This is a genomic window from Aliiroseovarius zhejiangensis (assembly GCF_014656375.1).
Lineage (GTDB): Bacteria > Pseudomonadota > Alphaproteobacteria > Rhodobacterales > Rhodobacteraceae > Aliiroseovarius > Aliiroseovarius zhejiangensis.
In genome coordinates, this window is the sequence record NZ_BNCH01000011.1 from 33,929 (window position 1) to 56,733 (window position 22,805).

The following is a 22,805-nucleotide window of genomic DNA, read 5'->3' on the forward strand; positions in this document are numbered from 1 at the left end:
CAGTGCGCCAAGCCCGTGCCCTGTCCTGTCGGGTTTCGTCAGGTCAGGTCAGGTCGGTTCGGATCACATGGGACAGCACGAAAACAGCTTTGGCCGGGAACATCTGCGCCGTGTCCGTCACCGGATGCGCGGGCTGCTGGTCAATGCGGCCATATTCTCGGTGTTCGTGAACCTGCTGCTGCTCACCGCTCCGATCTATATGCTTCAGATTTATGATCGCGTCCTCAGCAGCGGGTCAGTGGCAACGCTCGTCACCCTGTCACTGCTGATGGCGTTTCTGTTTCTCATGATGGGGTGCCTGGATTATGCCCGTGGGCGGCTTCTGGCACGCGCAGGCGCCCGGTTTCAAGCTGAACTGGACGAACGCGCTTTTCAACTCGATCTGGCCGTGGACCCACCGCAACCGCAGCAACAACAGTCCGCACCCAAAGGCACGATCCAGAACATTGACTCGATCCGGCGACTACTGGCCAGCCCGGTCATGAGTGCCATGTTCGACCTGCCCTGGACTCCGGTATTCCTGCTGGCCATCACGCTGTTTCATCCGTGGCTGGGGGCGCTGGCCCTATCCGGCGGAGCAGTTCTGATTGGCGCCGCACTGCTGAATCAATGGCTGACCCGAGGTCCGGTGGCAGCGTCACTGGCCCATTCCCGCAAAGCCGATCTGTTGGCGGGTCGCTTGCAGACCGAAGGGCAAATGATCCGCGCGCTCGGGTTTACGGCGGGCACGGGGTGGCGCTGGCAAAAACTGCGACAGGTCGCACTTGGCGCCGCGCTGTGCGTTTCCGATCAACAAAGCCTGTTCGCCGTGATGACCAAGACATTCCGGCAGTTTCTGCAGTCGGCCATGTTGGGGCTTGGGGCCTATCTGGCACTGCAGGGCGAAATGTCACCGGGGGCAATGATTGCCGGGTCGATCCTGTTGTCCCGCGCGCTTGGCCCCGTTGACGTGATCGTCGGACAGTGGCCCATTGCCCAGCGCGCGCAGGCCGCATGGCGCACCTTGGCCGCCGATCTGTCAATCACACAGCCAACGGCTGCAAAAACGACCCTGCCCCGTCCCGCTGCCAATGTGCAGCTTGCGCATGTCACCGTGATTCCGGCGGGGCAGAGTTTCGCGGTCTTGCAGAATATCTCGTTCTCACTTCATCCCGGCACGGCACTGGGGGTGATCGGCCCCTCAGGTGCGGGCAAATCGACGTTGGCGCGGGTGCTGACGGGCGCGCTGCGCCCCACCGCCGGATCGGTGCGGCTGGATGGCGCGGCACTTCACCAATACGACCCGGCACAACTTGGCCATGCGATCGGTTACTTGCCGCAACGGGTGGTGTTCTTTGATGGAACCGTTGCCGAGAACATTGCGGGATTTCGCCCGGATACTGACGATGCCGATATCGTGGCCGCCGCCCGTGCCGCAGGCGCACATGAAGTCATCCTGTCCCTGCCCGACGGCTATGACACCATGGTCACACCGGGAATGACGCCGATCTCGGGCGGCCAGTTGCAGCGCATCAGTCTGGCGCGCGCGTTGTTTGGCGACCCGCCCCTGGTGGTGCTGGACGAACCGAACTCGAACCTCGACCACGATGGTTCACATGCCCTGAGCCTCGCAATCCAGGCCGTCAAGAACCGTGGCGGCGCAGTGGTGATCATGGCGCACCGTCCCTCGGTCATACAGCATTGCGACCAGCTGATGGTGCTGGAGCGAGGCCGGATCACCGACTTCGGGCCGCGCGAGGAGATCCTGCGCAAAACGGTGCGCAGCGCGCCGCAGCACCACGCCCTGTACAGTATAGAACAGGGTGGGGATGGCCATGCCTGATCTGTCCGCCCGCAGCTTCACGATTTTCGGCTTCCTGGTGCTGGCCGTCCTGCTTGCCGGCCTTGGCCTTTGGGCCGTCACCGCGCAAATCGCGGGGGCTGTAGTGGCCCAAGGCATGCTTCGGCCCGCGCATGCGCTGCATGTGGTGCGTCATTCGGACGGGGGCGTCGTCGAATGGATCGGGGTTGAAGAGGGTGACAGGGTAAAAGCAGGTGACAGGCTTCTGACGCTGGACGCAACGCGGCATCTGTCACGGCGGGCAGTTCTGGAAACCCAACTGGCCGAAGTGCTGGCCCGCATTGCCCGTCTGAAAGCAGAACGCGATGGGGCTGACGACATCAGCTTTCCCGCTCGATTACACAAAACCGTGCGGGCAAACCCGAACCTTGCCGATGTCATGCGGGGGCAAATCCGCCTGTTTCAGTCGCGCCGCGAGCTGACAGCCACCCGAGCCGCGCAACTGGACAAGCGGGCATCGCAAATCGGCCAGCAGAAGAGTGGGTTGACCGCACAAGCCACGGCCCTTGCGCGGCAATTGGATCTGCTGCGCGAGGATCTGAACCGGCAACGCGACCTGTTGATGCAAGGGCTGGCCCAATATCCGCGGATCGCCGCCCTGGAACGCGAGGAAGCCGTTCTGACGGGCCGCCTGGCCGAACTCTCTGCCTCGATGGCCGAGGCAGAGTTGCGGCTGACCGAGACGCAGTTGCAGCAATCGTCACTTGTGGCCGAACAGCGTGAACAGGTGATCGCAGAGCTGCGTGACTTACAGTCGAAATCGGCCGAGCTGACTGAAACCCTGCAAGGAATTGACTATGACATCCGACAGTTGACCCTGCGCGCGCCGGTTTCGGGCCGGGTGCACCAACTGACAATCCACACGCCGCAATCCGTGCTGAAACCCGGTCAACCTGTCTTGGACATAGTCCCACAGGACGGACCTCTTCGTGTCGCAGCGCGTATCCAGCCTCGTGATATTGATCAGCTTTTCATCGGTCAGCCTGTCACATTGACGTTTCCTTCGGTCGCACAACGGCATGGGGCAGATGTGAACGCCCATATCGACAAGATTTCGGCCGATGCCGTGACAGGCGATCAAACCGGTCACAGCTATTTTGAGGTCGAAATCACCATCGACCCCAAAGAGCACGCGCACCTGCCACCGGAAGTCGTTCTGGTTCCCGGCATGCCAGTCACGGCGTTCATCAAGACAGGGTATCGCAGCCCGATATCGTATCTGTTGCACCCGCTGTCCGGCTTTTTTCGCACCGCGATGCGCGAAAAGTAAGGCGCACCGTCACATGCGCGGGGCGCTCAGCGCGCTTTCACCCTTTTCACCGTACAGATAGCAAGTTAGCGTCCCCGCACTTGCCCGCGCCGGATCAGTTGAAAGGATGTAAGATGAGCAAATTTGAAACCCGACTTGCCGAACTGGGCGTCACCCTGCCCGATGCACCGGCACCCGCCGCGAACTATGTGCCCTATGTCAAGATTGGCGATTTGGTGCATGTGTCGGGGCAGATCTCAATGAAGGACGGGGCATTTCTGACCGGGAAGCTCGGTCAGACGATGACCGCCGAAGAGGGGGCCGAAGCCGCGCGCAGTTGCGCCATCAGCCTGCTGGCGCAGGTCAAGGCGGCTTGCCAGGGGGATCTGGACCGCCTTCAGCGGGTGGTCAAGCTGGTCGGATTCGTCAACTCGACTGCTGATTTTGGCGATCAGCCCAAGGTGATCAACGGGGCGTCGGACTTCATGGTCGAAGCGCTGGGCGATGCCGGGCGGCATGCGCGATCCGCCGTGTCCGCCGCCAGCCTGCCCTTTGGCGTTGCGGTTGAAATCGAAGGCGTTTTCCAGGTCAAATGACCCGCCCGCCTGTCCCCCTGCCAACAGGGTTTCTGACCCGCCCGATCGCCCATCGCGCGCTGCATGACATAACGGCAGGTCGCCCCGAAAACTCACGCGCGGCGATCCGGGCGGCCATGGCTGCTGGCTATGGAATCGAGATTGACCTGCAATTGTCGAAAGATGCGCAGGCCATGGTTTTTCACGACTATGACCTCAACCGGTTGACGGGCCAAAAGGGGCCGATCCAGCAACGCAATTGCGATGAACTGCGCGACATCCCTCTGCTGCATGGCGATGAGGGCATCCCGACCCTGGACGAGGTGCTTGATCTGGTGGCGGGACAGGTGCCGCTGCTGATCGAGATGAAAGACCAGGATGGCGCCATGGGGCCGCGCACCGGACCGCTGGAACAGGCGGTTGCCAAGGCGCTGTCCGGATATAAGGGCGACGTGGCGGTGATGTCGTTCAACCCGCATTCGGTCGCCACACTGGGTGCCCTTGAACCCGGCTGCGCCCTTGGCCTGACCACCGAAGCCTTCCTGCAAAAAGACAACCCGCTGCTTCCCGCAGCCACCCGCCAATACCTGCGTGACATCCCCGATTTCGACCGCGTGAACGCCAGCTTCATCAGCCACGACATTCACGACCTGAACAACCCCGCCGTTGCCAGGCTGAAGGCCAGGGGCGTGCCTGTTCTGTGCTGGACGGTCAAATCGAAAGGTGCCGAGGTCGAGGCACGCAAGATCGCCGACAACATCACCTTTGAAGGTTATGCGGCTTGACCGCGAGGGTGCGGTTTGGCCCAATGTTGCCGTGACAGATACTCAGATCGAAATCCGAACACACCAAAGCCTTGCCAGCATCGCGGCACAGGACTGGGATGCTTGCGCCTGTCCCGAGGTGACTGTTGGCGACCGTCCTGTCGATCCGTTCACGACCCATCGTTTTCTGTCGGCACTGGAAATCTCGCGCAGCGTCGGCGACGGCACCGGCTGGCAACCACATTACCTCAGCGTCCATGCCGATGGACAAATCATCGCTGTCGCCCCTGTCTATGCCAAGTCCCACAGCCAGGGCGAATATGTGTTCGACCACAGTTGGGCGGATGCCTACGCACGGGCGGGCGGGCGGTATTATCCAAAACTGCAAGTCGCGGTGCCCTTCACACCGGTGACGGGCCGACGTCTGTTGACCCGCCCCGGATACGAAACCATCGGGCGGGCGGGATTGGTGCAGGGGCTTGTGCAGATCGCGGCGGATAATAGCATCAGTTCGGCGCATGTCACTTTCTGCACGGACGACGAAGCGCAGGCAGGCGCGCAGATGGGCCTTCTGCACCGGATCGGGCAACAATTTCATTGGGAAAACAACAGTTATACGACCTTCGATGCGTTTCTGGGCAGGCTGAGTTCGCGCAAGCGCAAGCAGATCAGGAAGGAACGGCGCCAGGCGCAGGAGTTTGGCGGCAGGATCGCGGCACTGACCGGGGATGACATCAAGTCCCATCATTGGGATACGTTCTGGCAATTCTATCAGGACACAGGCGCACGAAAATGGGGCCGCCCCTATCTGACCCGCGCATTCTTTGACGAAATCCACCAGACGATGCGCGATGATCTGCTTCTGGTGTTGGCTGAGGTGGACAACCGCGCAGTGGCCGGCGCGCTGAACGTCATCGGGCGCGACACGCTGTTTGGGCGTTACTGGGGTGCGGTGGAGCATCACCCCTGCCTGCATTTCGAGCTGTGCTACTATCAGGCCATCGAATACGCGATTGCGCATGGGCTGCGCCGCGTCGAGGCCGGGGCGCAGGGCGAACACAAACTGGCGCGCGGGTATTTGCCAGTGGCAACCCAGTCGCTGCACTGGATCGCCGAACCGGCATTTCGGGACGCCGTTGAACAGTTCCTGACCGCCGAGAAAGAGGCCGTGGAAGAGGATATCGAGATCCTGACCTCCTACGGCCCCTTTCGGAAATCGACCAGGGGCGAAGGCGACTAGTCTGACATATCTGCCAGCAATGCCTCGCCGCCCGAGGTTTCGCACACGCCGGGGTTTTCTTCGGCGTTCAAGACCTTGACCACGCCGTCTTCAGCATAGAGCGCATAACGACGCGAGCGGTTGATCAACCCGGCAGGCGGGGCATCAAACGTCATACCAACGGCGCGCGTAAACGCACCCTCGGCATCGCCCAGCATGGTGATCCCGGCCTTTGTGGCGCCCGTGCTGTCGCCCCAGGCATCCATCACGAACGGGTCATTGACGGATATGCAGATCACCGCGTCGACCCCTTTCTTGTCGAAATCGGGTTTCGTCCGCATGAAACTGGGGACATGCGCTGTTGTGCAGGTGCCGGTATATGCCCCCGGCAGCGCGAAGATCACGACCTTCTTTCCCTTCGTGAAAGACGAAAGCTCGACCGGTTCCGGCCCGTCAGCGCCCAACCGCAACAAGGTCGCATCGGGCAGTTTGTCACCTACTGAAAGAGTCATTTTCTACATCCCTGATTGTGTTTCCGACCCCTCTAGTCATAGTCTGCAATCCGCGTCAGGTCAGTAGGAATGGAAAGCCCGCATGTCTCACATTGTTGTCATTGGCGCCGGTCAGGCCGGTGCGTCCTTGGTTGCAAAGCTGCGAAACACCGGGTTTGACGGCGACATCACGCTGATCGGGGCGGAACCGCAGCCGCCTTACCAGCGCCCGCCACTGTCCAAGGCTTATCTGCTGGGCGAGATGGAAGAAGAGCGCCTGTATCTGCGTCCCGCGCAATTCTATGCCGACAACGACATCACCTTGCGGCTGAACACCCATGTGGATGCGATTGATGCCAAAACGCGCGAGGTGGTGATCGGGGACGAGCGTCTGTCCTATGACCAACTGGCCCTGACCACCGGATCGGTGCCGCGCCGTTTGCCGGCCGCAATCGGGGGCGCGCTGGATGGCGTTCACGTGGTGCGCAGCCTTGCCGATGTGGACGGCATGGCCGCCGAGTTTGCCACAGGCCGCCGCGTTCTGATCATCGGGGGCGGCTATATCGGGCTCGAGGCCGCCGCCGTGGCCGCCAAGAAGGGTTTGCAAGTTACTTTGGTGGAAATGGCCAACCGCATCCTGCAACGGGTCGCCGCGCCTGAGACCTCGGATTACTTCCGCGCGCTGCACCGCGCCCATGGGGTCGACATTCGTGAAGGCATCGGGCTGGAACGCCTGATCGGCGACACCCGCATCACCGGCGCCGTCTTGTCGGACGGCACCACGCTTGAGGTGGATTTTGCCGTGGTCGGCGTGGGGATCGCCCCCGACACCGCCCTGGCCGAAACCGCCGGGCTTGAAATCGACAACGGCATCAAGACAGACGCCCATGGCCGCACCTCGGACCCGGCGATCTGGGCGGCGGGCGATTGTACGTCCTTCCCGTACCGCGGGGTGCGGATCCGCCTGGAAAGCGTGCCGAACGCGATTGACCAAGCCGAAATCGTCGCGCGCAACATGATGGGTGAAAAGGTCGAGTACATCGCAAAACCATGGTTCTGGTCAGATCAGTATGACGTAAAACTGCAAATCGCAGGCCTGAACGCAGGCTATGACAACGTTGTGGCACGGACGGGCGAGCATGAAGGCAGCATGAGCTTCTGGTACTATCAGGGCGACACGCTGCTGGCGGTGGATGCGATGAACGACCCCCGCGCCTATATGATCGGCAAGCGTCTGGTCGAGGCAGGCAAAACCGCCGACAAGGCGATCATTGCCGACCCGTCGGCGGATCTGAAGCCGTTGTTGAAATGAGGATCATCGCAGGCCGGTTTCGCGGGTTGGGTCTGGCAAATGTCGGCAAGGGCGACGCGGGTGCGCATCTGCGTCCCACCACCGACCGGGTGCGGGAAAGCCTGTTTTCGATGCTGACCGGAGGCCGGTTTGGCGATCCGATCTCCGACGCGCGTGTGCTTGACCTGTTTGCGGGCACCGGGGCGCTGGGGTTGGAGTCGCTGTCACGCGGGGCAGCGCACGTGACATTCGTCGATGATGGGCGCAAGGCCCTGTCGCTGATCCGCGAAAACATCGCCAAGTGCCGTTGCGCCGATCAGGCAACAATCATCAAGCGCGACGCCACGCGGCTCGGAGCCGGGCAGCCCCATGACCTCATCTTTCTTGATCCCCCTTACGGCAAGGGCCTGGGCGAAAAAGCCCTGACCACCGCCATCACCGGCGGCTGGCTCGCGCCAGACGCCTTGATCGTGTGGGAGGAGGATACGGCAATCACCCCGCCCGACAGCATCGCCGTGTTGGACACGCGGCGGTATGGCGATACCACGATCTCAGTTTGCGCGTTTCAGCCGGATCAATCCCAAGTCGGGTGAAACTTGCCTGCGGGTGAAAGCGTAAATATCTCGCACCCGTCCGCCGTCACCCCGACCGAATGTTCAAACTGCGCCGACAGGGACTTGTCGCGGGTGATCGCGGTCCAGTCATCTGACAGGATCTTGGTTTCCGGGCGGCCCAGATTGACCATTGGTTCGATGGTGAAAAACATGCCTTCTTCCAGCACCGGGCCGGAACCGGGGCGGCCGTAATGCAGCACATTGGGCGGGGCATGGAACACCTGCCCCAACCCGTGCCCGCAGAAATCGCGCACCACGGACATGCGGTGGCTTTCGACATGGGACTGGATCGCGTGACCGATGTCACCGAAGGTGTTGCCGGGGCGCACGGCCTCGATCCCTTTCATCAGCGCATCATGCGTCACCTGGATCAAGCGGTCGGCAAAGGGCTTGATTGTCCCGGCCTTGTACATGCGGCTTGTGTCGCCATACCAGCCGTCCACAATCACCGTGACATCGACATTCAGAATGTCGCCGTCGATCAGCTCGTCATGTTTGCGCGACGATTTCTCGTTCTTGCCCTTGGGGGTCTTGGACCCCGGAATGCCATGACACACAACATGATTCAGCGAAATGCAGGACGCGTGTTTGTATCCCTTGTAACCGATCGTCGCGGACACCGCGCCAGCTTCGTCCACCATCGCTTCGATTGCGGCATCGATTTCGGCGGTGGTGACGCCCGGCTTCACCATCGGCGCGATCCGGTCCAGAATGTCGGCGGCCAGACGGCCCGCCGCATGCATCCCGGCAAAATCGGAGGGGTCATACAGGCGGATGCCTTCTTTTGTCACGCGCATGGTGTCGTCCATGGTTTGATCCTTTTGCTTCGCCCCTAAATAGGGTGTTCAGGCCAAAGACGCCAGAGGCGCCGCGATTTCAATGCCCTCGGGGCTGATCCGGGTGCCAAGCACGATGGTGTCCACCCCGGCGGCGCGGGCCGCATCGAAGGCCGCGCCATAAGCCGGGTCGATATCGCGCGCCAGGTCGAACCGGTCACAATCGGTGCGCTGCACAAGGTAAAGCATCACCGCACGATGACCCTGCGCCACCATGTCCGCCAACTCTCGCAGATGCTTGGTGCCGCGGGCGGTCACGCTGTCCGGAAACTCGGCCAATCCGGGCTGACGGCTCAGGGTGACGGATTTCACCTCGAGATAGGTTTGCTGTGCGCCCTCCAGCAAGAAGTCGATGCGGCTGCCTTTCCCATATTTCACTTCGCGCAGGACGGTGTGGTAGCCTTGCAGGTCCGGGATCTGACGCGCCTCAAGCGCCGCCCCCAGCGCCCGGTTCGGCACCGAGGTGTCGACGCCCGTAAAATGCCCGTTCTCGTGATCGACAAGCCGCCAGCCGAAGTTCAGCTTTTTGCGGGGGTCGTCATTCGGCTCCAGCCAGATCTTCATGCCCGGTTCCGCCAGCCCCATCATCGAGCCGGGATTGGCGCAATGGGCCACCACCTCGCGCCCGTCCTCCAACAGGCAATCGGCCAGGAACCGTTTGTAGCGTCGAATGAGTCTGGCGGGCACAAGAGGGCTGGGAAATTGCATGGACCGGGCCTATACCGGAAGTAGGAAAGGAGCAAGCAATGCCAAACCCAACCGCCGCCATGCTGGTCATCGGTGACGAGATTCTGTCAGGCCGGACAAAAGATGCGAACATGCATCATCTTGCGGGCAAACTGACCGAACACGGCATTGACCTGAAAGAGGTGCGCGTCGTGTCCGACGACGCCCCTGCAATCGAGGCTGCGGTAAGATCCCTTTCCGGCACCTATGACCACGTGTTCACATCAGGCGGGATCGGCCCCACCCATGACGACATCACCGCAGATTGCATCGCGCGCGCCTTTGACGACCATATCGACATTCGTGACGACGCGCGCGACCTGCTGGCCGCCCATTACGCCCGGCAGGGGCAGGACTTCAACGCCGCGCGCCAGCGCATGGCGCGCATCCCGGACCGGGCCACGCTGATCGAAAATCCGATTTCCGTTGCACCGGGCTTCACGTTGGAAAACGTGCATGTGATGGCTGGCGTTCCGTCCGTCTTCAAAGCCATGGTCGACAGCGTGTTGCCCCGCCTGACCGGCGGCGCTCCTCTGCATTCACGCTCCATCCGGATCGAGCGCGGCGAGGGCGAAATCGCCGGTCCGCTGGGGCAATTGGCAAGTCAGAATGCAGACCTGAGTTTCGGATCCTATCCATTCATTCAAAACGGAATTTTCGGCGCCAACATCGTGATTCGCGGCACAGATCCAGCCCGGATTGATGCGGCAGCCAAATCCCTGTCCCAGTTGTTTTCGGAGGGCACATGAAACATACGCTTCCCAGTGTTGATCAGATAATCGAGGCCTGCGAGGTCACATGGCCTCCGGCCAAAACCGAGCGCGTCGGTGCCTGGGTCATTCGTGATGGTGCCGGCGGGGGCAAGCGTGTCTCGGCGGCGACGGAAAGCTGGCCCACCACCGAAGCCGATTTACCGGTGGCGGAAAAGGCGATGCGCGAGCTTGGAATGGACCCGCTGTTTCAGATCCGCCATGGCGACGAGCATCTGGACGATATGCTGGAAAAACACGGGTATCACATTGTTGATCCGGTCAATTTCTGGGTGATCGAGGTCGAGGAACTGACCCGCACCGCACCGCCTCCGGTCTCGGCCTTCTCGATCTGGCCGCGCCTCAAGATCATGAACGAATTGTGGGAAGCCGGCGGTGTCGGAGAAGAACGGCGCGCGGTAATGGACCGGGCAGATTGCCCCAAGACAGGCCTGTTGGCGCGCACCGACGATGCACCGGCGGGGGTCGGTTTTGTCGGCCTGCATGGCGACATCGCGATGGTGCATGCCTTGCATGTCGACAAGAACATGCGCCGCATGGGCACCGGGTTGAATCTGCTGAAACAGGCGGCGGTTTGGGCCAAATCGAAGGGGGCCAAATATGTTGCGTTGATCGTGACGCAAGGCAACCACGCCGCCAATCCGCTTTATGCCAATATCGGGATGCATCTGATCGGGCATTACCATTACCGCACCAAGCCGCAGTAAGAGGACGAGTTATGGCGCATAAAAACAACGGTGTGACGGCGCTTGACCTGCCGATGGTCGATCCGCTGCCCGAAGATATTCAGAAGTATTTCGACATCTGTGACGAGAAGCTGGGAATGGTTCCGAATGTGCTGAAGGCCTATGCCTTCGACATGGAAAAGCTGCGTGCATTCTCGGCGATGTATAACGAGCTGATGCTGGGTGAGAGCGGTTTGTCAAAGCTGGAACGCGAGATGATCGCGGTGGTCGTCAGTTCGATCAACCGCTGCTGGTATTGCCAGGTCGCCCATGGTGCCGCTGTGCGCACTCTGTCAGGCAACCCGAAACTGGGCGAAGCGATGGTGATGAACTGGCGGATGGCCGATCTGGATGACCGCCAGCACGCGATGCTGCAGTTTGCCGAACAGGTCACCAAGTCCTCTGCTGAGACCACCGAAGCGGACCGGGACGCGCTGCGCGCGGTCGGGTTTTCTGATCGGGACATCTGGGATATCGCGGCAACGGTCGGGTTCTTTTCGATGTCGAACCGCATGGCCTCGGCGGTCGGAATGCAGCCAAACGACGACTATCACGCCCAGAGCCGATGACATTTCGGTTCCGCTATCTGCTGTCAGGCACGGCAATGGTGCTTCTGACAGGCCTCGCCCTGCCCGCACGCGCCATCGACCTGCCCGCCGGGGCGAAGTTGCGCGCAGACGAACGTGAAGTCGCCGCCCGCGCGACCCTTGCGACAGGCCGGTATGACGGACAACAGGTGCCGATCATCGCCGCCGAGGGTCAGGTTATACGGCAGGCGTGGCGGGTGGACGGCACCAGCCAGACCAGTTTCCAGATCCTGACCGGGTTGCGTGATCAATTGGATCAGGGCGGGTTCGACATTCTGTTTCAATGCCAATCCGTTTCCTGCGGCGGTTATGATTTCCGGTTTGGCATCGGCCATTTCAAGGCGCCGGATATGTTCGTTGATCTGGGTGATTACCATTATCTGAGCGCCCGCAAGGGTGATCATCATACCAGCGTTCTGGTCAGCCGCTCGAAGGAAGCAGCGTTCATCGAACTGCTTCAGGTGACGCCACCCGGTAGCACCGGGACGGAGATATCAGCACCTGACGCGCCTGCCCCACCCAATCGACCCGCACCGTCGGATGGGCCGCTGGAGGCGCAGTTGGAAACGCTGGGTCGCGCCGTTCTTCACGGGTTGAGCTTTGCGACGGGATCCTCTGAACTCGATGATGGGAATGTGCCGGTCCTGACCGAGCTTGCGCAGTATCTGAATCAGAACCCCGGACGGCAGATTGTGCTGGTGGGCCATACGGATGCTGAAGGCGGCCTTTCCGGGAACGTCGCCCTATCGCGCAAACGGGCTGCGGCCGTGATGGAAAACCTGATCCGGCTTCACGACGTGAACCCCGCGCAGGTATCTGCCGAGGGGGTTGGTTTCCTGATGCCGCTGGCACCAAACCTGACGCCCGAGGGGCGCGAGGCGAACCGGCGTGTGGAAGCGGTGCTGATCAGCACGGACTAGGCCACCGGGCCTTACCAGTTGTCCGGCCCCTTTTCGGCAAAGGCGTGGACAAGGAAATCAATGAAGGCGCGCACTTTCGGTTGGGTGAAACGCCCCGGCGGATAGACCGCATAGATGCCCTGCACATCCTGCGGCAGGTCTGGGATCGCGTCGATGACCAGCCCCTGCTCCAACGCGTCTGCATAGAGGAAGCTGGGCAGATAGGCGATGCCAAGGCCCGAAATCGCCGCGTTCAGCAAGGATTGTCCGTCATTCACGCTCAGCCATCCGGCGGACCGGACCTGCCGCACTTCGCCCGAGGGGGCGGGCACTTTCCAGACATTGCCCGAGCTTTGGTTCGAGTAGTGCAAAAGTTTGTGTTCGTTCAGATCGTCGATGCGCGTGGGGCGGCCATATTGCTTGAAATAGTCAGGGCTGCCGACCATGCGGCGCGTCGTGGTCGAGATTTTGCGGGCCCGCAGCGAACTGTCTTCCAACTCGCCCACGCGGATCGCCATATCAAACCCTTCCGAGATCAGCTCGACATAGCGGTTGGCCAGATCCATGTTCACATGCACCTCGGGGAAGTCATGCAGAAACTGGCCCAGCACCGGGCTCAGATGATTGACGCCAAAATCGGTGGCGACAGAAATGCGCAGGATACCGGAGGGGGCGGATTGCATCGACGTGACCAGCGCATCCGCTTCGCCCGCATCGTTCAGCACGCGCCGCGCGCGGTCGTAATAGGCAAGACCGATTTCCGTCGGACTGACCCGCCGCGTCGTGCGGTTCAGAAGCCGCGCGCCCAATCGTGCCTCGAGGCTTGAAACATGCTTGGACACCGCAGATTTCGAGATTCCCATCTTCTTGGCAGCGTCCGTGAAACCGCCCTGATCCACGACAGTGGCAAAGGCTTCCATTTCGGTCAATCGATCCATTTCACTCTTTCCACAAGTTCACCCCAGTGCCCCCGTTTATCCGGGCCAATTGGGGCAAGACTGTGAAGAACACCCGACAATACGGGGGTAATTGCAGGGATCGTTATGACCTTGGAAACGACGTAGGTGCGCTAGCGCGTTGAAAAGACTAGTTCTGCCACGCTGATCCAGATGGGCAGGGTCAGGGCCGCCAGCAAAGTGGTCTGTGCGATCAGCGTGGCGACAAGGTTTCGGTCAGCGCCAAAGCCTGAGGCCAGCACATGCGCCGCCGACGCCGTTGGCAGCGCGGCAAAGACCACCAGAACCGAGGCGATCGCCGGATCAAGGCCCAGCAAAAGCCCGATGGTCAGCGCGAAAAGCGGCAGGGCCACCAGCTTGATCGCACAGATAGCGCCGCTGAACCGATCCAGCCGCGCCAGCGCGCCCCAGTTCATCGTCGCACCGATCGACAGAAGCGCGATGGGGATGGCCGCGCGCGCCAGCATTTCGATGGGCGCCATGATGGGGGCAGGCAAACGCCACCCCATCAGCCCGAACACCACACCACCCAGACTGGCCAGCAGAAACGGGTTCAGCGCCACCCGGGTCACCGTCGCGCCGACACCCAGCGCCCCACCACGTGACAGGGCCGACACGGCAAACAGGTTGGCAACCGGAACCCCCATGCCGACCGCCACGGCCATTTCACCCGCCCCGCCATGGGTCAGAAGCTCGACCGCGACCAGCCCAAGCGCCGTATTGAACCGCCAGCAGACCTGCCATGCCCCGGCAAAGTCCAGGAACCGCTCTGGCCCGGCGCGACGGGCCAGCCAGCCCAGCACCAGCCCGACCGACAGGATGGCCCAGACAATCGGCGCCATGACGAACAGCTTTTCAGGGTCGATGGGGCGGCTGGCGGCGGCGACGAACAGCAGCGCGGGAAACAGAATCTCGAAATTCAGGCGGTCCAGCCCCTGCCATGCGTTTTCCGACAGCCGTTTGCGCAGCAACCCGCCCAGCCCCACCAAAAGGAAGCTGGGCATGAGACCGGTAAAGACGGCGAAGAAAACCATGTGACCTCCGGGGGCATACCCCGTGGTCAGTTCAAAGCGAGGCCGCCAGGCGCGATCCTTGGTCGATTGCGCGCTTTGCGTCAAGTTCGGCGGCCACATCTGCGCCGCCAATCACATGCGGCGCCTTTCCACGCGCTTCCAGCGCTTCGGCCAGGCTGCGGTCGCTGACTTGTCCGGCACATAGAACGATGTTGTCGACCTTAATCATACGCGGATCTTCCCGCGCCTCGCCGGTCGAGACCATCAACCCCTCATCGGTGATGCGCTCGTAATTCACACCGCCCACCATCTCGACCCCTTTCATCTTCAGGGTCGCGCGGTGGATCCAGCCTGTCGTCTTGCCCAACCCTTTGCCCAGCGCCTTGGCCTTGCGCTGCATCAAGGTGACGTGGCGCGCCGGAGCTTCGGGTTTCGGTCCCTCTGGAGCCAGCCCGCCTCGTGCCTGCGCCGGGTCGGCCACACCCCATTCGGCCAGCCATTCTTCAAGGTTCTCGGTCGGGCTGTCCCGGGCCTGGGTCAGATACTCGGCCACATCAAAGCCAATGCCACCGGCACCGATAATGGCCACCCGGTCGCCCACCGGCACCTCGTGCCGCAAGACATCAATATAGGACAGCACCTTGTCAGATCCCTGCCCCTCGATGCCCGGATCGCGGGGAATGACGCCGGTGGCGATGATCACCTCGTCAAAGCCGTCAAGATCATCCACCGAGACATCCTTGCCCAGTTGCAGGTCAATACCCGACGCCGCAACTTGCCGGTCATACCAGTCGACCAGCCCAATAAATTCTTCCTTGCCCGGGATTTTCTTGGCCATGTTCAGTTGACCGCCGATCTGCTCGGCGCGATCAAACAAAGTGACCTTGTGGCCCCGCTCGTCCGCCACCAACGCCGAGGACAAGCCCGCTGGCCCGGCCCCGACAACCGCGATGGTTTTCGGGCTGTCGGTCTTGTCATACCGCAGCTCGGTCTCGTAACAGGCGCGAGGGTTCACAAGACACGTGGAAATCTTGCCACTGAACGTGTGGTCCAGACAGGCCTGATTGCAGGCGATGCACGGGGCGATGTCGCCCGCGCGACCCGCCGCAGCCTTGGCGACGAAATCAGGATCGGCCAGGAAGGGACGCGCCATCGACACCATGTCCGCCGCGCGCCCCGCCAGAACCTCTTCTGCCACGTCAGGGTGGTTGATCCGGTTTGATGTGATGATCGGCAGTGACACCTGCCCCATCAGCTTTTTCGTCACCCATGTAAACGCGGCGCGGGGAACCGAGGTCGCGATGGTCGGGACGCGCGCCTCGTGCCAGCCGATGCCGGTGTTGATGATCGTCGCGCCTGCTTTCTCGATCTCTTTCGCCAGCTGCACCACCTCATCAAAACTCGATCCATTCGGCACAAGGTCGATCATCGACAGGCGATAGATGATGATGAAATCCGGCCCCACGGCAGCGCGCACGGCTTTCACCACTTCGATGGGCAGGCGCATCCGGTTCTCATACGACCCGCCCCAACGATCTTCGCGCTTGTTGGTGTGGGTCACAAGGAACTGATTCAGGAAGTAGCCTTCCGACCCCATCACCTCGACCCCATCATACCCCGCCTCACGCGCGCGGGCGGCGGCGGTGGCGAAGTCGGCGATCTGTTTCTGGATACCGTCTTCGTCCAGCTCTTTCGGCGGGAAGGGCGAAATCGGCGATTTGATCGGGCTGGCCGAGACACAATCCGGCCCATAGGCATAGCGCCCGGCGTGAAGGATCTGCATCGCGATCTTGCCGCCTTCGGCATGGACGCGATCAGTGACGACCCGATGGTTGGCAATGTCCTGATCGGTATAAAGCCCAGCCGCGCCGGGATACACACCGCCTTCGGGGTTCGGCGCCATGCCGCCGGTCACGATCAGCCCCACACCGCCGCGGGCACGTTCGGCATAGAACTCGGCCACGCGCGGCCAGTCGCCGCGTTCTTCAAGCCCGGTATGCATCGACCCCATCAGCACGCGGTTCTTAAGCGTCGTGAAGCCAAGATCGAGGGGCGAAAGAAGGGTCGGATAGCTTGTCATGCGGGCGGTCTCCTGTCAGTTGCGGCAAATCTGGACGACCGGCTGCGCGCTGTCATTCAAAACGCTGCGTAACCGGTAAGGTTTACCATGCGCAATCCAGCGCCAGGGCGTCGATCTGATCCGGCGCATAGACGGCGATGCCTGCCGCACGCAATGCGGCGGTGGTGACGCCAAACCCGGGCCGCTGCCGTCCATCGTGATGCCCATTGTAAAGCAAGCGCGACCCGCAGGAAGGACTGGCCTCGGTCAACAGGGCATGGGTGCACCCGTGCGACAAGGCGCAGCTGACGGCCTGATGCGCGCCGTCAACAAACGGGGCCGTCACGTCGACCCCGGCGCTGTCCAGAACCCGCGCCCGGCCCGCCAGCACGTCATCCCCGTTTGCCCCCGGCTCAATCTCGGCGGGCAGACGTGGCACGGGCAGACCCCCGGCCAGTTCCGGGCAGAACGGCACGATACGGTCATCGGCGTCCCATCGGGTCAGGCAGTCGTGCAGTAAGGTCTTGGCACGCCCATCATATCGCACCTTCTGCCCCATCAGGCAGGCGCTGACCAACAGCCGCGACATGGGTCAGCCGGTTTCCGTGCAATGGCGCCGGAACGCGCGCTTGAGCATGTCCAGCTCTTCACGCAGCAGATCGACCTCGGCCCGGATGTCGGTTTCCAGCGGCTGGCCGGTCACGATCGAGAACGCGTTGAGCGTCTCGCCGCTGTCCCTGTCGGCAATCAGAAAGGTCTGGACCCCATCGGTCAGCAACTCTGCCGGAATGGGCACGGAGATGTTGAAAGCCCCCGGCTGATCCGGGCGCGGCGTGACGGTGATGCCGTCAATGTTCTGCGACAGATGTGTCACCTGCAGGTCGGCCGGCGCCGCACTCCCGTCCGGCATGGTCAAGACACCTTCCCAAACGCCGGCCTGAATGCGCGCCCTTACCAGTTGAGGTTTCGTCACGGCTTGCTCCTTCTCAGACCTCGGCGCGCGGGCGACGACTGAATGTCACGTCGCGCAGGATCATCTGGCTCATCTCGGGATTTTCAAAGACCAGATCGACCCACATCCGGTCGACCCGTTTTTCATTCAGGTTGGTATAGGCAAGGTCGAACTCGACAATCGCCTCGTCCTCATCCACGGGCACGGCGCGGACGATCTGTTCGGTGTTTGGGCCATGTTGGATATTCAAACGGGCGAACAGTTCAAGCGGCTTCTCTATCTCGACCTGGGTTGTCAGGCGCACAAGGTGATTGCGCTTCAACCCATCAACGGCACTTGGTGGAAGTTCGATCACCAGCGACAGGAAGGATCCGTCAAACCCGAAGACATCCATCCGGACGCCAAAAGGGGCAAGATCGCTTTCGCGTGTGTTGCGCACCTGGCGCACCGTCAATTCCGAGACACGGCAGTCGTGAAACACCGTTACCTCGCTGCCAAAGGCCGATTTGCTTTCGACCGCGGACCGGCCTGGCGGCGATAGCGGGCCGCGCCACAATTCCGGGCGATAGGCCCAATCGCAGTGCAGGGGTTTCTGAATGGCGTCCGATCCGATCAGTGGCAGGGTCAGTCGCCCATCTGCCACGTGCAGCACGCGATCCAACGCCTGACGCAACGCGCGCGCACGGGCGCGCGCACCGCGCAGCGCCGCAAGGTCCAGGGTTTCAGCGTCGCGCAGCACCGCCTGCCACCGCTGCAACGACCACCGTTGAAGCCAGTGATCCAGAATGCCGTTCACGCGTCGCACCATGATGAGCTGCCGTCCCGCCTAGATTCGTCTGCCTGCCCGCACCAGTTCTTAGACCAGATACGTTACCATTGCGCAAACCACCCTTCCAGCGTTGCGCGTCGTCGGCTCGGCCATGTTACCGGTTCGCCTTGCGAATTTGCGACACGAAATCACGCAGAAGTGCAAGGCCCTTGCCCTGCCCAAACGGCTGGTCGGCGAAGGCGGTTGCGCTGGCGGTGACAAGCCGGCCATTCACTTCAAGAAACGCCCGCCATGTGGTGTCGGACAGTGAGTCTGGCAGGCCGCCCGACGTGTCCCGGATGCGGACATACAGCACGCCCGAGGCTGATTTCGTGTCCAGCAAGGTGACGGTTTCCGCGCGCCCGTCGCGGCTGAGCGCTGCACGACCTGCGTCGCTCTGGACGAAACCGCGGGCTTCACGCAAGCGCGCATCGGGATCTGTGGGCAACCCCACCGCCTGCACGGGCATGGGAAGAACCGTCGCCGTCAGAAAGGCCGGTTTTTCGGGTTTGGGATCGGCAGCGTTCTTGGTCAGGGCAGCGCAGGCGCCGATTGGAATGAAGGCGCCGGCCTCGGTATCCTGATGGGACGTCGTGTCGATGCAGAACCCTTTTGGTGTCGCGATCGTCACGGCCCCACCCATGACCGTCTTGGCACGGACCAGATCCCCGCGCGGTGTCGCCCGCTGGGCCGAGAATATGGGACTGTCCGACAGGTTGGGCCCTGATGCACCGTCCCCCCCGAAACAACCCGCCAGCATAAAGGCGATCCCCGTCGTCACTGCTGCGCGCCAAGCGCCCCAACCGTGCCACCTGAACTTCCTACACATAACTCCCCCCACACGAGGCAACACATTCCGGGCCACAACTGACCGCCCGTGACTGTCCACCAACTGTTCCCGGTTGTCCATCCGTCAGAACGCCGCCATCATACCAAACAAGCATTCTCATCGTCAGGACTTCTTGTGACGCTTACACCCGACCCCGCCACCCAGGTTTCCCACGCGGCTTTCTGGTCACCGGCCTATCCCCGCATTCAGCTATGGCGCACATTCCTTGGCATCCTCGTGATTCATGCGGCGTTTTTTGCCGTCACCTTTGCCCTGTTCATGATCGGCGCGCAGTTGCTTGACACCGATCCGGGCCACATGCTGGGGGCGTCCACCCCGGCCGAGGCATCGGTGTTCTTCCTGACCTTCCTTGGCTACCACCTGGGACTTTGGATCACGGTCAGAACATTGCACAAACGCGGGTTTCGCAGCCTGTTCGGTCCCGCCCTGCGCATTGACTGGCGCCATTTCCGGCGCGGTCTTCTGGTCGCCATCGGCATCAGCGTCGCCGCCATACTGGTTCAGTTTCTGCATCCCCTGTTCCTTCCCCCAGCCCCCGAAGCCGCCGCGGAACAATCCATGCCTGTCGCCACATGGGCACTGTTGATCGTACCCGCGCTGACCCTGGTGTTGATCCAGATCTTCGCGGAAGAGCTGGTGTTTCGGGGATACCTTCTGCAACAGCTTCGCGCCCGGTTCCGGTCGATCTGGATCTGGGCCATCCTGCCGTCCTTTGCGTTTGGAATGCTGCATTTCGACCCTGCCACATATGGCATCAACGGCATTTTCTATGTCACCCATACAACGGTGATAGGGATCCTTCTGGCAATCGTCACCTTGCGCACCGGCAATATCGGGGCCGCCGCCGGATTGCACTTTGGCAACAACGCCATGCTGATCTTTTCCGGCACCAAGGGCACGCTGGACGGGTTTTCGCTGTTTCTGACCGAGATGGAGTTGACCAGCGCCCAGATGACCTGGTCGATCCTGACCCAGACTGCGGTCGTCGTAGTGGCCTTTGCACTTTGGTGGCGGCACTCCGGCCGCAACCAGCCAATTGCAAAAACCGCCAAGGCGGACTAGGTAAAACGAAACGACCAAGGAAGACAGGCGATGAACTGGATCTCGAACTACGTCCGCCCCCGCATCAACTCGCTGTTCTCGCGCCGCGAGGTGCCCGAGAATCTGTGGACCAAGTGCTCGGAATGCGGAACGATGCTGTTTCACCGCGAATTTGCCGAGAACCTGAACGTCTGCACCAACTGCGACCATCACATGGCCATCACCCCGCGCGAACGGTTTGCCGCGCTGTTTGACGGGGGCGTGTTTGCCGAGGTCGACGTGCCCGCCCCGGTCGAAGACCCGCTCCATTTCAAGGATCAGAAGAAATATCCCGAGCGCATGAAGGCCGCCCGCAAGGACACCGGCGAACGTGAGGCGATGCTGGTGGCCGAGGGTGAGATCGGGCGCACGCCCATCGTGGCCGCGGCGCAGGATTTCAGCTTCATGGGTGGCTCTATGGGCATGTATGTGGGCAACGCGATCATCGCCGCTGCCGAACGCGCCGTCGCCTCCAAACGCCCACTGGTCCTGTTCTCTGCCGCAGGGGGTGCACGGATGCAGGAAGGCATCCTGAGCCTGATGCAAATGCCGCGCACCACGGTTGCGGTGCAGATGCTGAAAGAAGCCGGGCTGCCCTATGTCGTCGTCCTGACCCACCCGACCACCGGCGGCGTCACCGCATCCTATGCCATGCTGGGCGACGTTCACATTGCTGAACCCAACGCGCTGATCTGCTTTGCCGGGCCGCGTGTGATTGAACAGACCATTCGCGAAAAGCTGCCCGACGGCTTCCAACGCGCCGAATACCTGCTGGATCACGGGATGCTGGACCGCGTCACCCACCGCAAGGACATGAAGGACGAGCTTGTCACGATCCTGCGGATGCTGACCGGACACGGCCCCGCCGTGAAGGGCGACCTGCCCAAGCCCGAGGATGTGCCGACCCCGGCAAAAGGTGACACCCCGGATCCCGCAAAGCCCAAGGCCGAGGCAAAGAAAGCGTGAGCGTGGCAGATTCGGACGTCATCCTTGACCGGATGATGTCCCTTCACCCGAAGATCATTGATCTGACCTTGGACCGTGTCTGGCGCCTTTTGCACACCGTTGACGACCCGCAGGACAAGCTGCCGCCAGTGATCCATCTGGCGGGCACCAATGGCAAGGGCTCGACCCTTGCGATGCTGCGGGCGGGGCTTGAGGGCGCGGGGAAACGGGTCCATGCCTATACATCGCCGCATCTGGCGCGGTTTCATGAACGGATCCGACTGGCGGGCGAGCTGATCAGCGAAGAGGCCCTGACCAAAGTGCTGGACCGTGCCTATGCCGCCAATGGCGGCGACACGATCACCTATTTCGAGATTACGACCGTTGCCGCCCTGATGGCATTTGTGGAAACGCCCGCTGATTTTACGCTACTAGAAACTGGGCTGGGCGGGCGGCTGGATGCGACCAATGTGGTCAACAAGCCCGCATTGACCATCATCACCCCCATCTCGATCGACCACACCCAATTTCTGGGCGACACGCTAACTGCCATCGCAGGCGAAAAGGCGGGCATCCTGAAACGTGGCGTGCCTTGCATCGTCGGCCCGCAACCCGACGAGGCGCTTGAGGTGATCGAGGCGAAGGCCGCACGGCTGGGCTGCCCGCTGTTCGCGCACGGTCAGCACTGGCATATGGCCGAAGAACGCGGGCGGTTCATCTTTCAGGACGAAACCGGGTTGTTGGACCTTCCGATGCCTGCCCTGATCGGTCCACATCAGCTGGAAAACGCGGGCGCTGCGGTTGCCGCCCTGCGCCAGTTGGGGTTTGGCGAAGCCGCCTGCGAAGCTGCGATGCGTAACGTGAGCTGGCCTGCGCGGATGCAACGGCTGCGCCACGGCCCGCTGGTGGAAGCCGCCGGGGATGCCGAGCTTTGGCTGGACGGGGGCCACAACCCCGCCGCAGGGGAAACGCTGGCCAAGGTGCTGGCCGGTCTTCCTGATCGCCCGACCCACCTGATCTGCGGCATGCTGAACACCAAGGATATCGCAGGCTATCTGCGCCCACTGTCGCGCGTGGCGGACAGCCTGACGGCGATCTCCATCCCTGATGAGCCAAACACCCTGCCTTCCGATGTCACAGCGCGCGAAGCCCGCGGCGTGGGATTTGCCGCAGGTGAAGCGGCCAGCGTGGCTGACGCGATCGCCGATATTCGGGCGAAAGACCCCGACAGCCGCATCTTGATCTGCGGATCGCTGTACCTGGCAGGATCGGTGTTGAAGCGGAACGGATAGCCGGTCAGACGCCCGAATATCTGCCGTGATCACAAAATAAATCTCGGAAATTCGGCACGCGAGGATTCACTTCGCCCACCAACCCCCCGAAAAGAATCAGTTTTTCGGGATCAGGCGAATCAACATATGATTCGGCACAATATGTTGACAGATTAAGTGGTTAGCCGCTACTAATAGGGTATTCTTCAGGTAAAGTTCACAACAAGTGAACGGCTTGTCGAGCAGTACTTTGACCAGGGGGCCTTATGTTTCGGTTGGTGTGGA

The 22,805-nt window shown here is 61.8% G+C and carries 24 protein-coding genes; 14 read left to right on the forward strand and 10 right to left on the reverse strand.

Going from position 1 to position 22,805, the window contains the following annotated elements; all coding sequences use genetic code 11:
• Positions 1 to 67 precede the first annotated feature (67 nt).
• From IE188_RS16135 to IE188_RS16155, 5 genes are all read left to right on the forward strand, one after another.
• Positions 68 to 1,822 (forward strand): type I secretion system permease/ATPase, encoded by a 1,755-nt coding sequence (locus tag IE188_RS16135; protein WP_191287558.1) that lies wholly within the window; start codon positions 68 to 70, stop codon positions 1,820 to 1,822.
• On the forward strand, positions 1,815 to 3,110 hold the full coding sequence (locus tag IE188_RS16140; protein WP_191287559.1) for an HlyD family type I secretion periplasmic adaptor subunit: 1,296 nt from the start codon (positions 1,815 to 1,817) through the stop codon (positions 3,108 to 3,110). Before IE188_RS16135 ends, IE188_RS16140 begins: the two co-directional genes overlap by 8 nt.
• 113 nt (positions 3,111 to 3,223) lie before the next feature.
• Complete coding sequence (locus IE188_RS16145; RefSeq protein ID WP_191287560.1) at positions 3,224 to 3,685, forward strand: RidA family protein; 462 nt, start codon at positions 3,224 to 3,226, stop codon at positions 3,683 to 3,685.
• Positions 3,682 to 4,449, forward strand: a complete 768-nt coding sequence (locus IE188_RS16150; protein ID WP_191287561.1) for a glycerophosphodiester phosphodiesterase family protein — start codon at positions 3,682 to 3,684, stop codon at positions 4,447 to 4,449. The genes IE188_RS16145 and IE188_RS16150 overlap by 4 nt, the downstream gene beginning before the upstream one ends.
• Before the next feature lie 31 nt (positions 4,450 to 4,480).
• The gene (locus IE188_RS16155; protein WP_191287562.1) at positions 4,481 to 5,668 is read left to right on the forward strand and encodes a GNAT family N-acetyltransferase; all 1,188 of its coding nucleotides are present in this window, start codon (positions 4,481 to 4,483) and stop codon (positions 5,666 to 5,668) included.
• On the opposite strand, the gene IE188_RS16160 is transcribed toward IE188_RS16155, so the two are convergent.
• Positions 5,665 to 6,159: a peroxiredoxin gene (locus IE188_RS16160; protein WP_191287563.1), complete on the reverse strand. Its 495-nt coding sequence runs from the start codon at positions 6,157 to 6,159 to the stop codon at positions 5,665 to 5,667. The genes IE188_RS16155 and IE188_RS16160 overlap by 4 nt on opposite strands.
• Positions 6,160 to 6,241: 82 nt before the next feature.
• Here IE188_RS16160 and IE188_RS16165 point away from each other — a divergent pair, with 82 nt between their 5' ends.
• Positions 6,242 to 7,450: an NAD(P)/FAD-dependent oxidoreductase gene (locus IE188_RS16165; RefSeq protein WP_191287564.1), complete on the forward strand. Its 1,209-nt coding sequence runs from the start codon at positions 6,242 to 6,244 to the stop codon at positions 7,448 to 7,450.
• A complete protein-coding gene (gene rsmD, locus IE188_RS16170) occupies positions 7,447 to 8,022 on the forward strand; it encodes a 16S rRNA (guanine(966)-N(2))-methyltransferase RsmD (RefSeq protein WP_191287565.1) in 576 nt (191 codons plus the stop codon). The genes IE188_RS16165 and rsmD overlap by 4 nt, the downstream gene beginning before the upstream one ends.
• Here the strand turns inward: rsmD and map are convergent.
• Both map and sfsA read right to left on the reverse strand, forming a co-directional pair.
• Positions 8,004 to 8,852, reverse strand: coding sequence for a type I methionyl aminopeptidase (gene map / locus IE188_RS16175; RefSeq protein ID WP_191287566.1), 849 nt, complete (start codon positions 8,850 to 8,852; stop codon positions 8,004 to 8,006). The genes rsmD and map overlap by 19 nt on opposite strands.
• A gap of 36 nt (positions 8,853 to 8,888) precedes the next feature.
• On the reverse strand, positions 8,889 to 9,587 hold the full coding sequence (gene sfsA / locus IE188_RS16180; RefSeq protein ID WP_191287567.1) for a DNA/RNA nuclease SfsA: 699 nt from the start codon (positions 9,585 to 9,587) through the stop codon (positions 8,889 to 8,891).
• Between the two features lie 38 nt (positions 9,588 to 9,625).
• On the opposite strand from sfsA, the gene IE188_RS16185 reads away from it, so the two are divergent.
• From IE188_RS16185 to IE188_RS16200, 4 genes are read left to right on the forward strand one after another with little or no spacing between them, the layout of a single operon-like run.
• Positions 9,626 to 10,354, forward strand: a complete 729-nt coding sequence (locus IE188_RS16185; protein ID WP_191287568.1) for a competence/damage-inducible protein A — start codon at positions 9,626 to 9,628, stop codon at positions 10,352 to 10,354.
• The gene (locus IE188_RS16190; protein WP_191287569.1) at positions 10,351 to 11,082 is read left to right on the forward strand and encodes a GNAT family N-acetyltransferase; all 732 of its coding nucleotides are present in this window, start codon (positions 10,351 to 10,353) and stop codon (positions 11,080 to 11,082) included. Before IE188_RS16185 ends, IE188_RS16190 begins: the two co-directional genes overlap by 4 nt.
• Before the next feature lie 11 nt (positions 11,083 to 11,093).
• On the forward strand, positions 11,094 to 11,669 hold the full coding sequence (locus IE188_RS16195) for a peroxidase-related enzyme (RefSeq protein ID WP_191287570.1): 576 nt from the start codon (positions 11,094 to 11,096) through the stop codon (positions 11,667 to 11,669).
• On the forward strand, positions 11,666 to 12,607 hold the full coding sequence (locus IE188_RS16200) for an OmpA family protein (protein ID WP_191287571.1): 942 nt from the start codon (positions 11,666 to 11,668) through the stop codon (positions 12,605 to 12,607). Before IE188_RS16195 ends, IE188_RS16200 begins: the two co-directional genes overlap by 4 nt.
• 11 nt (positions 12,608 to 12,618) lie before the next feature.
• Here the strand turns inward: IE188_RS16200 and IE188_RS16205 are convergent, their stop codons facing one another.
• From IE188_RS16205 to IE188_RS16235, 7 genes are all read right to left on the reverse strand, one after another.
• Positions 12,619 to 13,524, reverse strand: coding sequence for a LysR family transcriptional regulator (locus IE188_RS16205; protein ID WP_191287572.1), 906 nt, complete (start codon positions 13,522 to 13,524; stop codon positions 12,619 to 12,621).
• A 131-nt stretch (positions 13,525 to 13,655) separates the two neighbouring features.
• Positions 13,656 to 14,576 (reverse strand): AEC family transporter, encoded by a 921-nt coding sequence (locus IE188_RS16210; protein WP_191287573.1) that lies wholly within the window; start codon positions 14,574 to 14,576, stop codon positions 13,656 to 13,658.
• Positions 14,577 to 14,607: 31 nt separating this feature from the next.
• Positions 14,608 to 16,635 carry an NADPH-dependent 2,4-dienoyl-CoA reductase gene (locus IE188_RS16215; RefSeq protein ID WP_191287574.1) on the reverse strand — a complete coding sequence of 676 codons (2,028 nt, stop codon included), beginning with the start codon at positions 16,633 to 16,635 and terminating at the stop codon, positions 14,608 to 14,610.
• An 82-nt stretch (positions 16,636 to 16,717) separates the two neighbouring features.
• On the reverse strand, positions 16,718 to 17,203 hold the full coding sequence (locus IE188_RS16220; RefSeq protein ID WP_191287575.1) for a DUF523 domain-containing protein: 486 nt from the start codon (positions 17,201 to 17,203) through the stop codon (positions 16,718 to 16,720).
• Positions 17,204 to 17,206: 3 nt separating this feature from the next.
• Positions 17,207 to 17,587: a hypothetical protein gene (locus IE188_RS16225; protein WP_191287576.1), complete on the reverse strand. Its 381-nt coding sequence runs from the start codon at positions 17,585 to 17,587 to the stop codon at positions 17,207 to 17,209.
• Positions 17,588 to 17,600: 13 nt separating this feature from the next.
• The gene (locus IE188_RS16230; RefSeq protein ID WP_191287577.1) at positions 17,601 to 18,374 is read right to left on the reverse strand and encodes a DUF6478 family protein; all 774 of its coding nucleotides are present in this window, start codon (positions 18,372 to 18,374) and stop codon (positions 17,601 to 17,603) included.
• Between the two features lie 115 nt (positions 18,375 to 18,489).
• The gene (locus IE188_RS16235; RefSeq protein WP_191287578.1) at positions 18,490 to 19,155 is read right to left on the reverse strand and encodes a hypothetical protein; all 666 of its coding nucleotides are present in this window, start codon (positions 19,153 to 19,155) and stop codon (positions 18,490 to 18,492) included.
• Between the two features lie 183 nt (positions 19,156 to 19,338).
• Between IE188_RS16235 and IE188_RS16240 the strand changes: the two genes are divergently transcribed.
• The 3 genes from IE188_RS16240 to IE188_RS16250 are packed head-to-tail and all read left to right on the forward strand — an operon-like array spanning position 19,339 to position 22,541.
• Entirely contained in the window at positions 19,339 to 20,286 is a 948-nt protein-coding gene (locus IE188_RS16240; protein ID WP_191287579.1) for a CPBP family intramembrane glutamic endopeptidase, read from the forward strand.
• A 30-nt stretch (positions 20,287 to 20,316) separates the two neighbouring features.
• Positions 20,317 to 21,270: an acetyl-CoA carboxylase, carboxyltransferase subunit beta gene (accD, locus tag IE188_RS16245; protein ID WP_191287580.1), complete on the forward strand. Its 954-nt coding sequence runs from the start codon at positions 20,317 to 20,319 to the stop codon at positions 21,268 to 21,270.
• A gap of 32 nt (positions 21,271 to 21,302) precedes the next feature.
• Positions 21,303 to 22,541: a bifunctional folylpolyglutamate synthase/dihydrofolate synthase gene (locus tag IE188_RS16250; RefSeq protein WP_191287607.1), complete on the forward strand. Its 1,239-nt coding sequence runs from the start codon at positions 21,303 to 21,305 to the stop codon at positions 22,539 to 22,541.
• Positions 22,542 to 22,805: the final 264 nt, after the last annotated feature.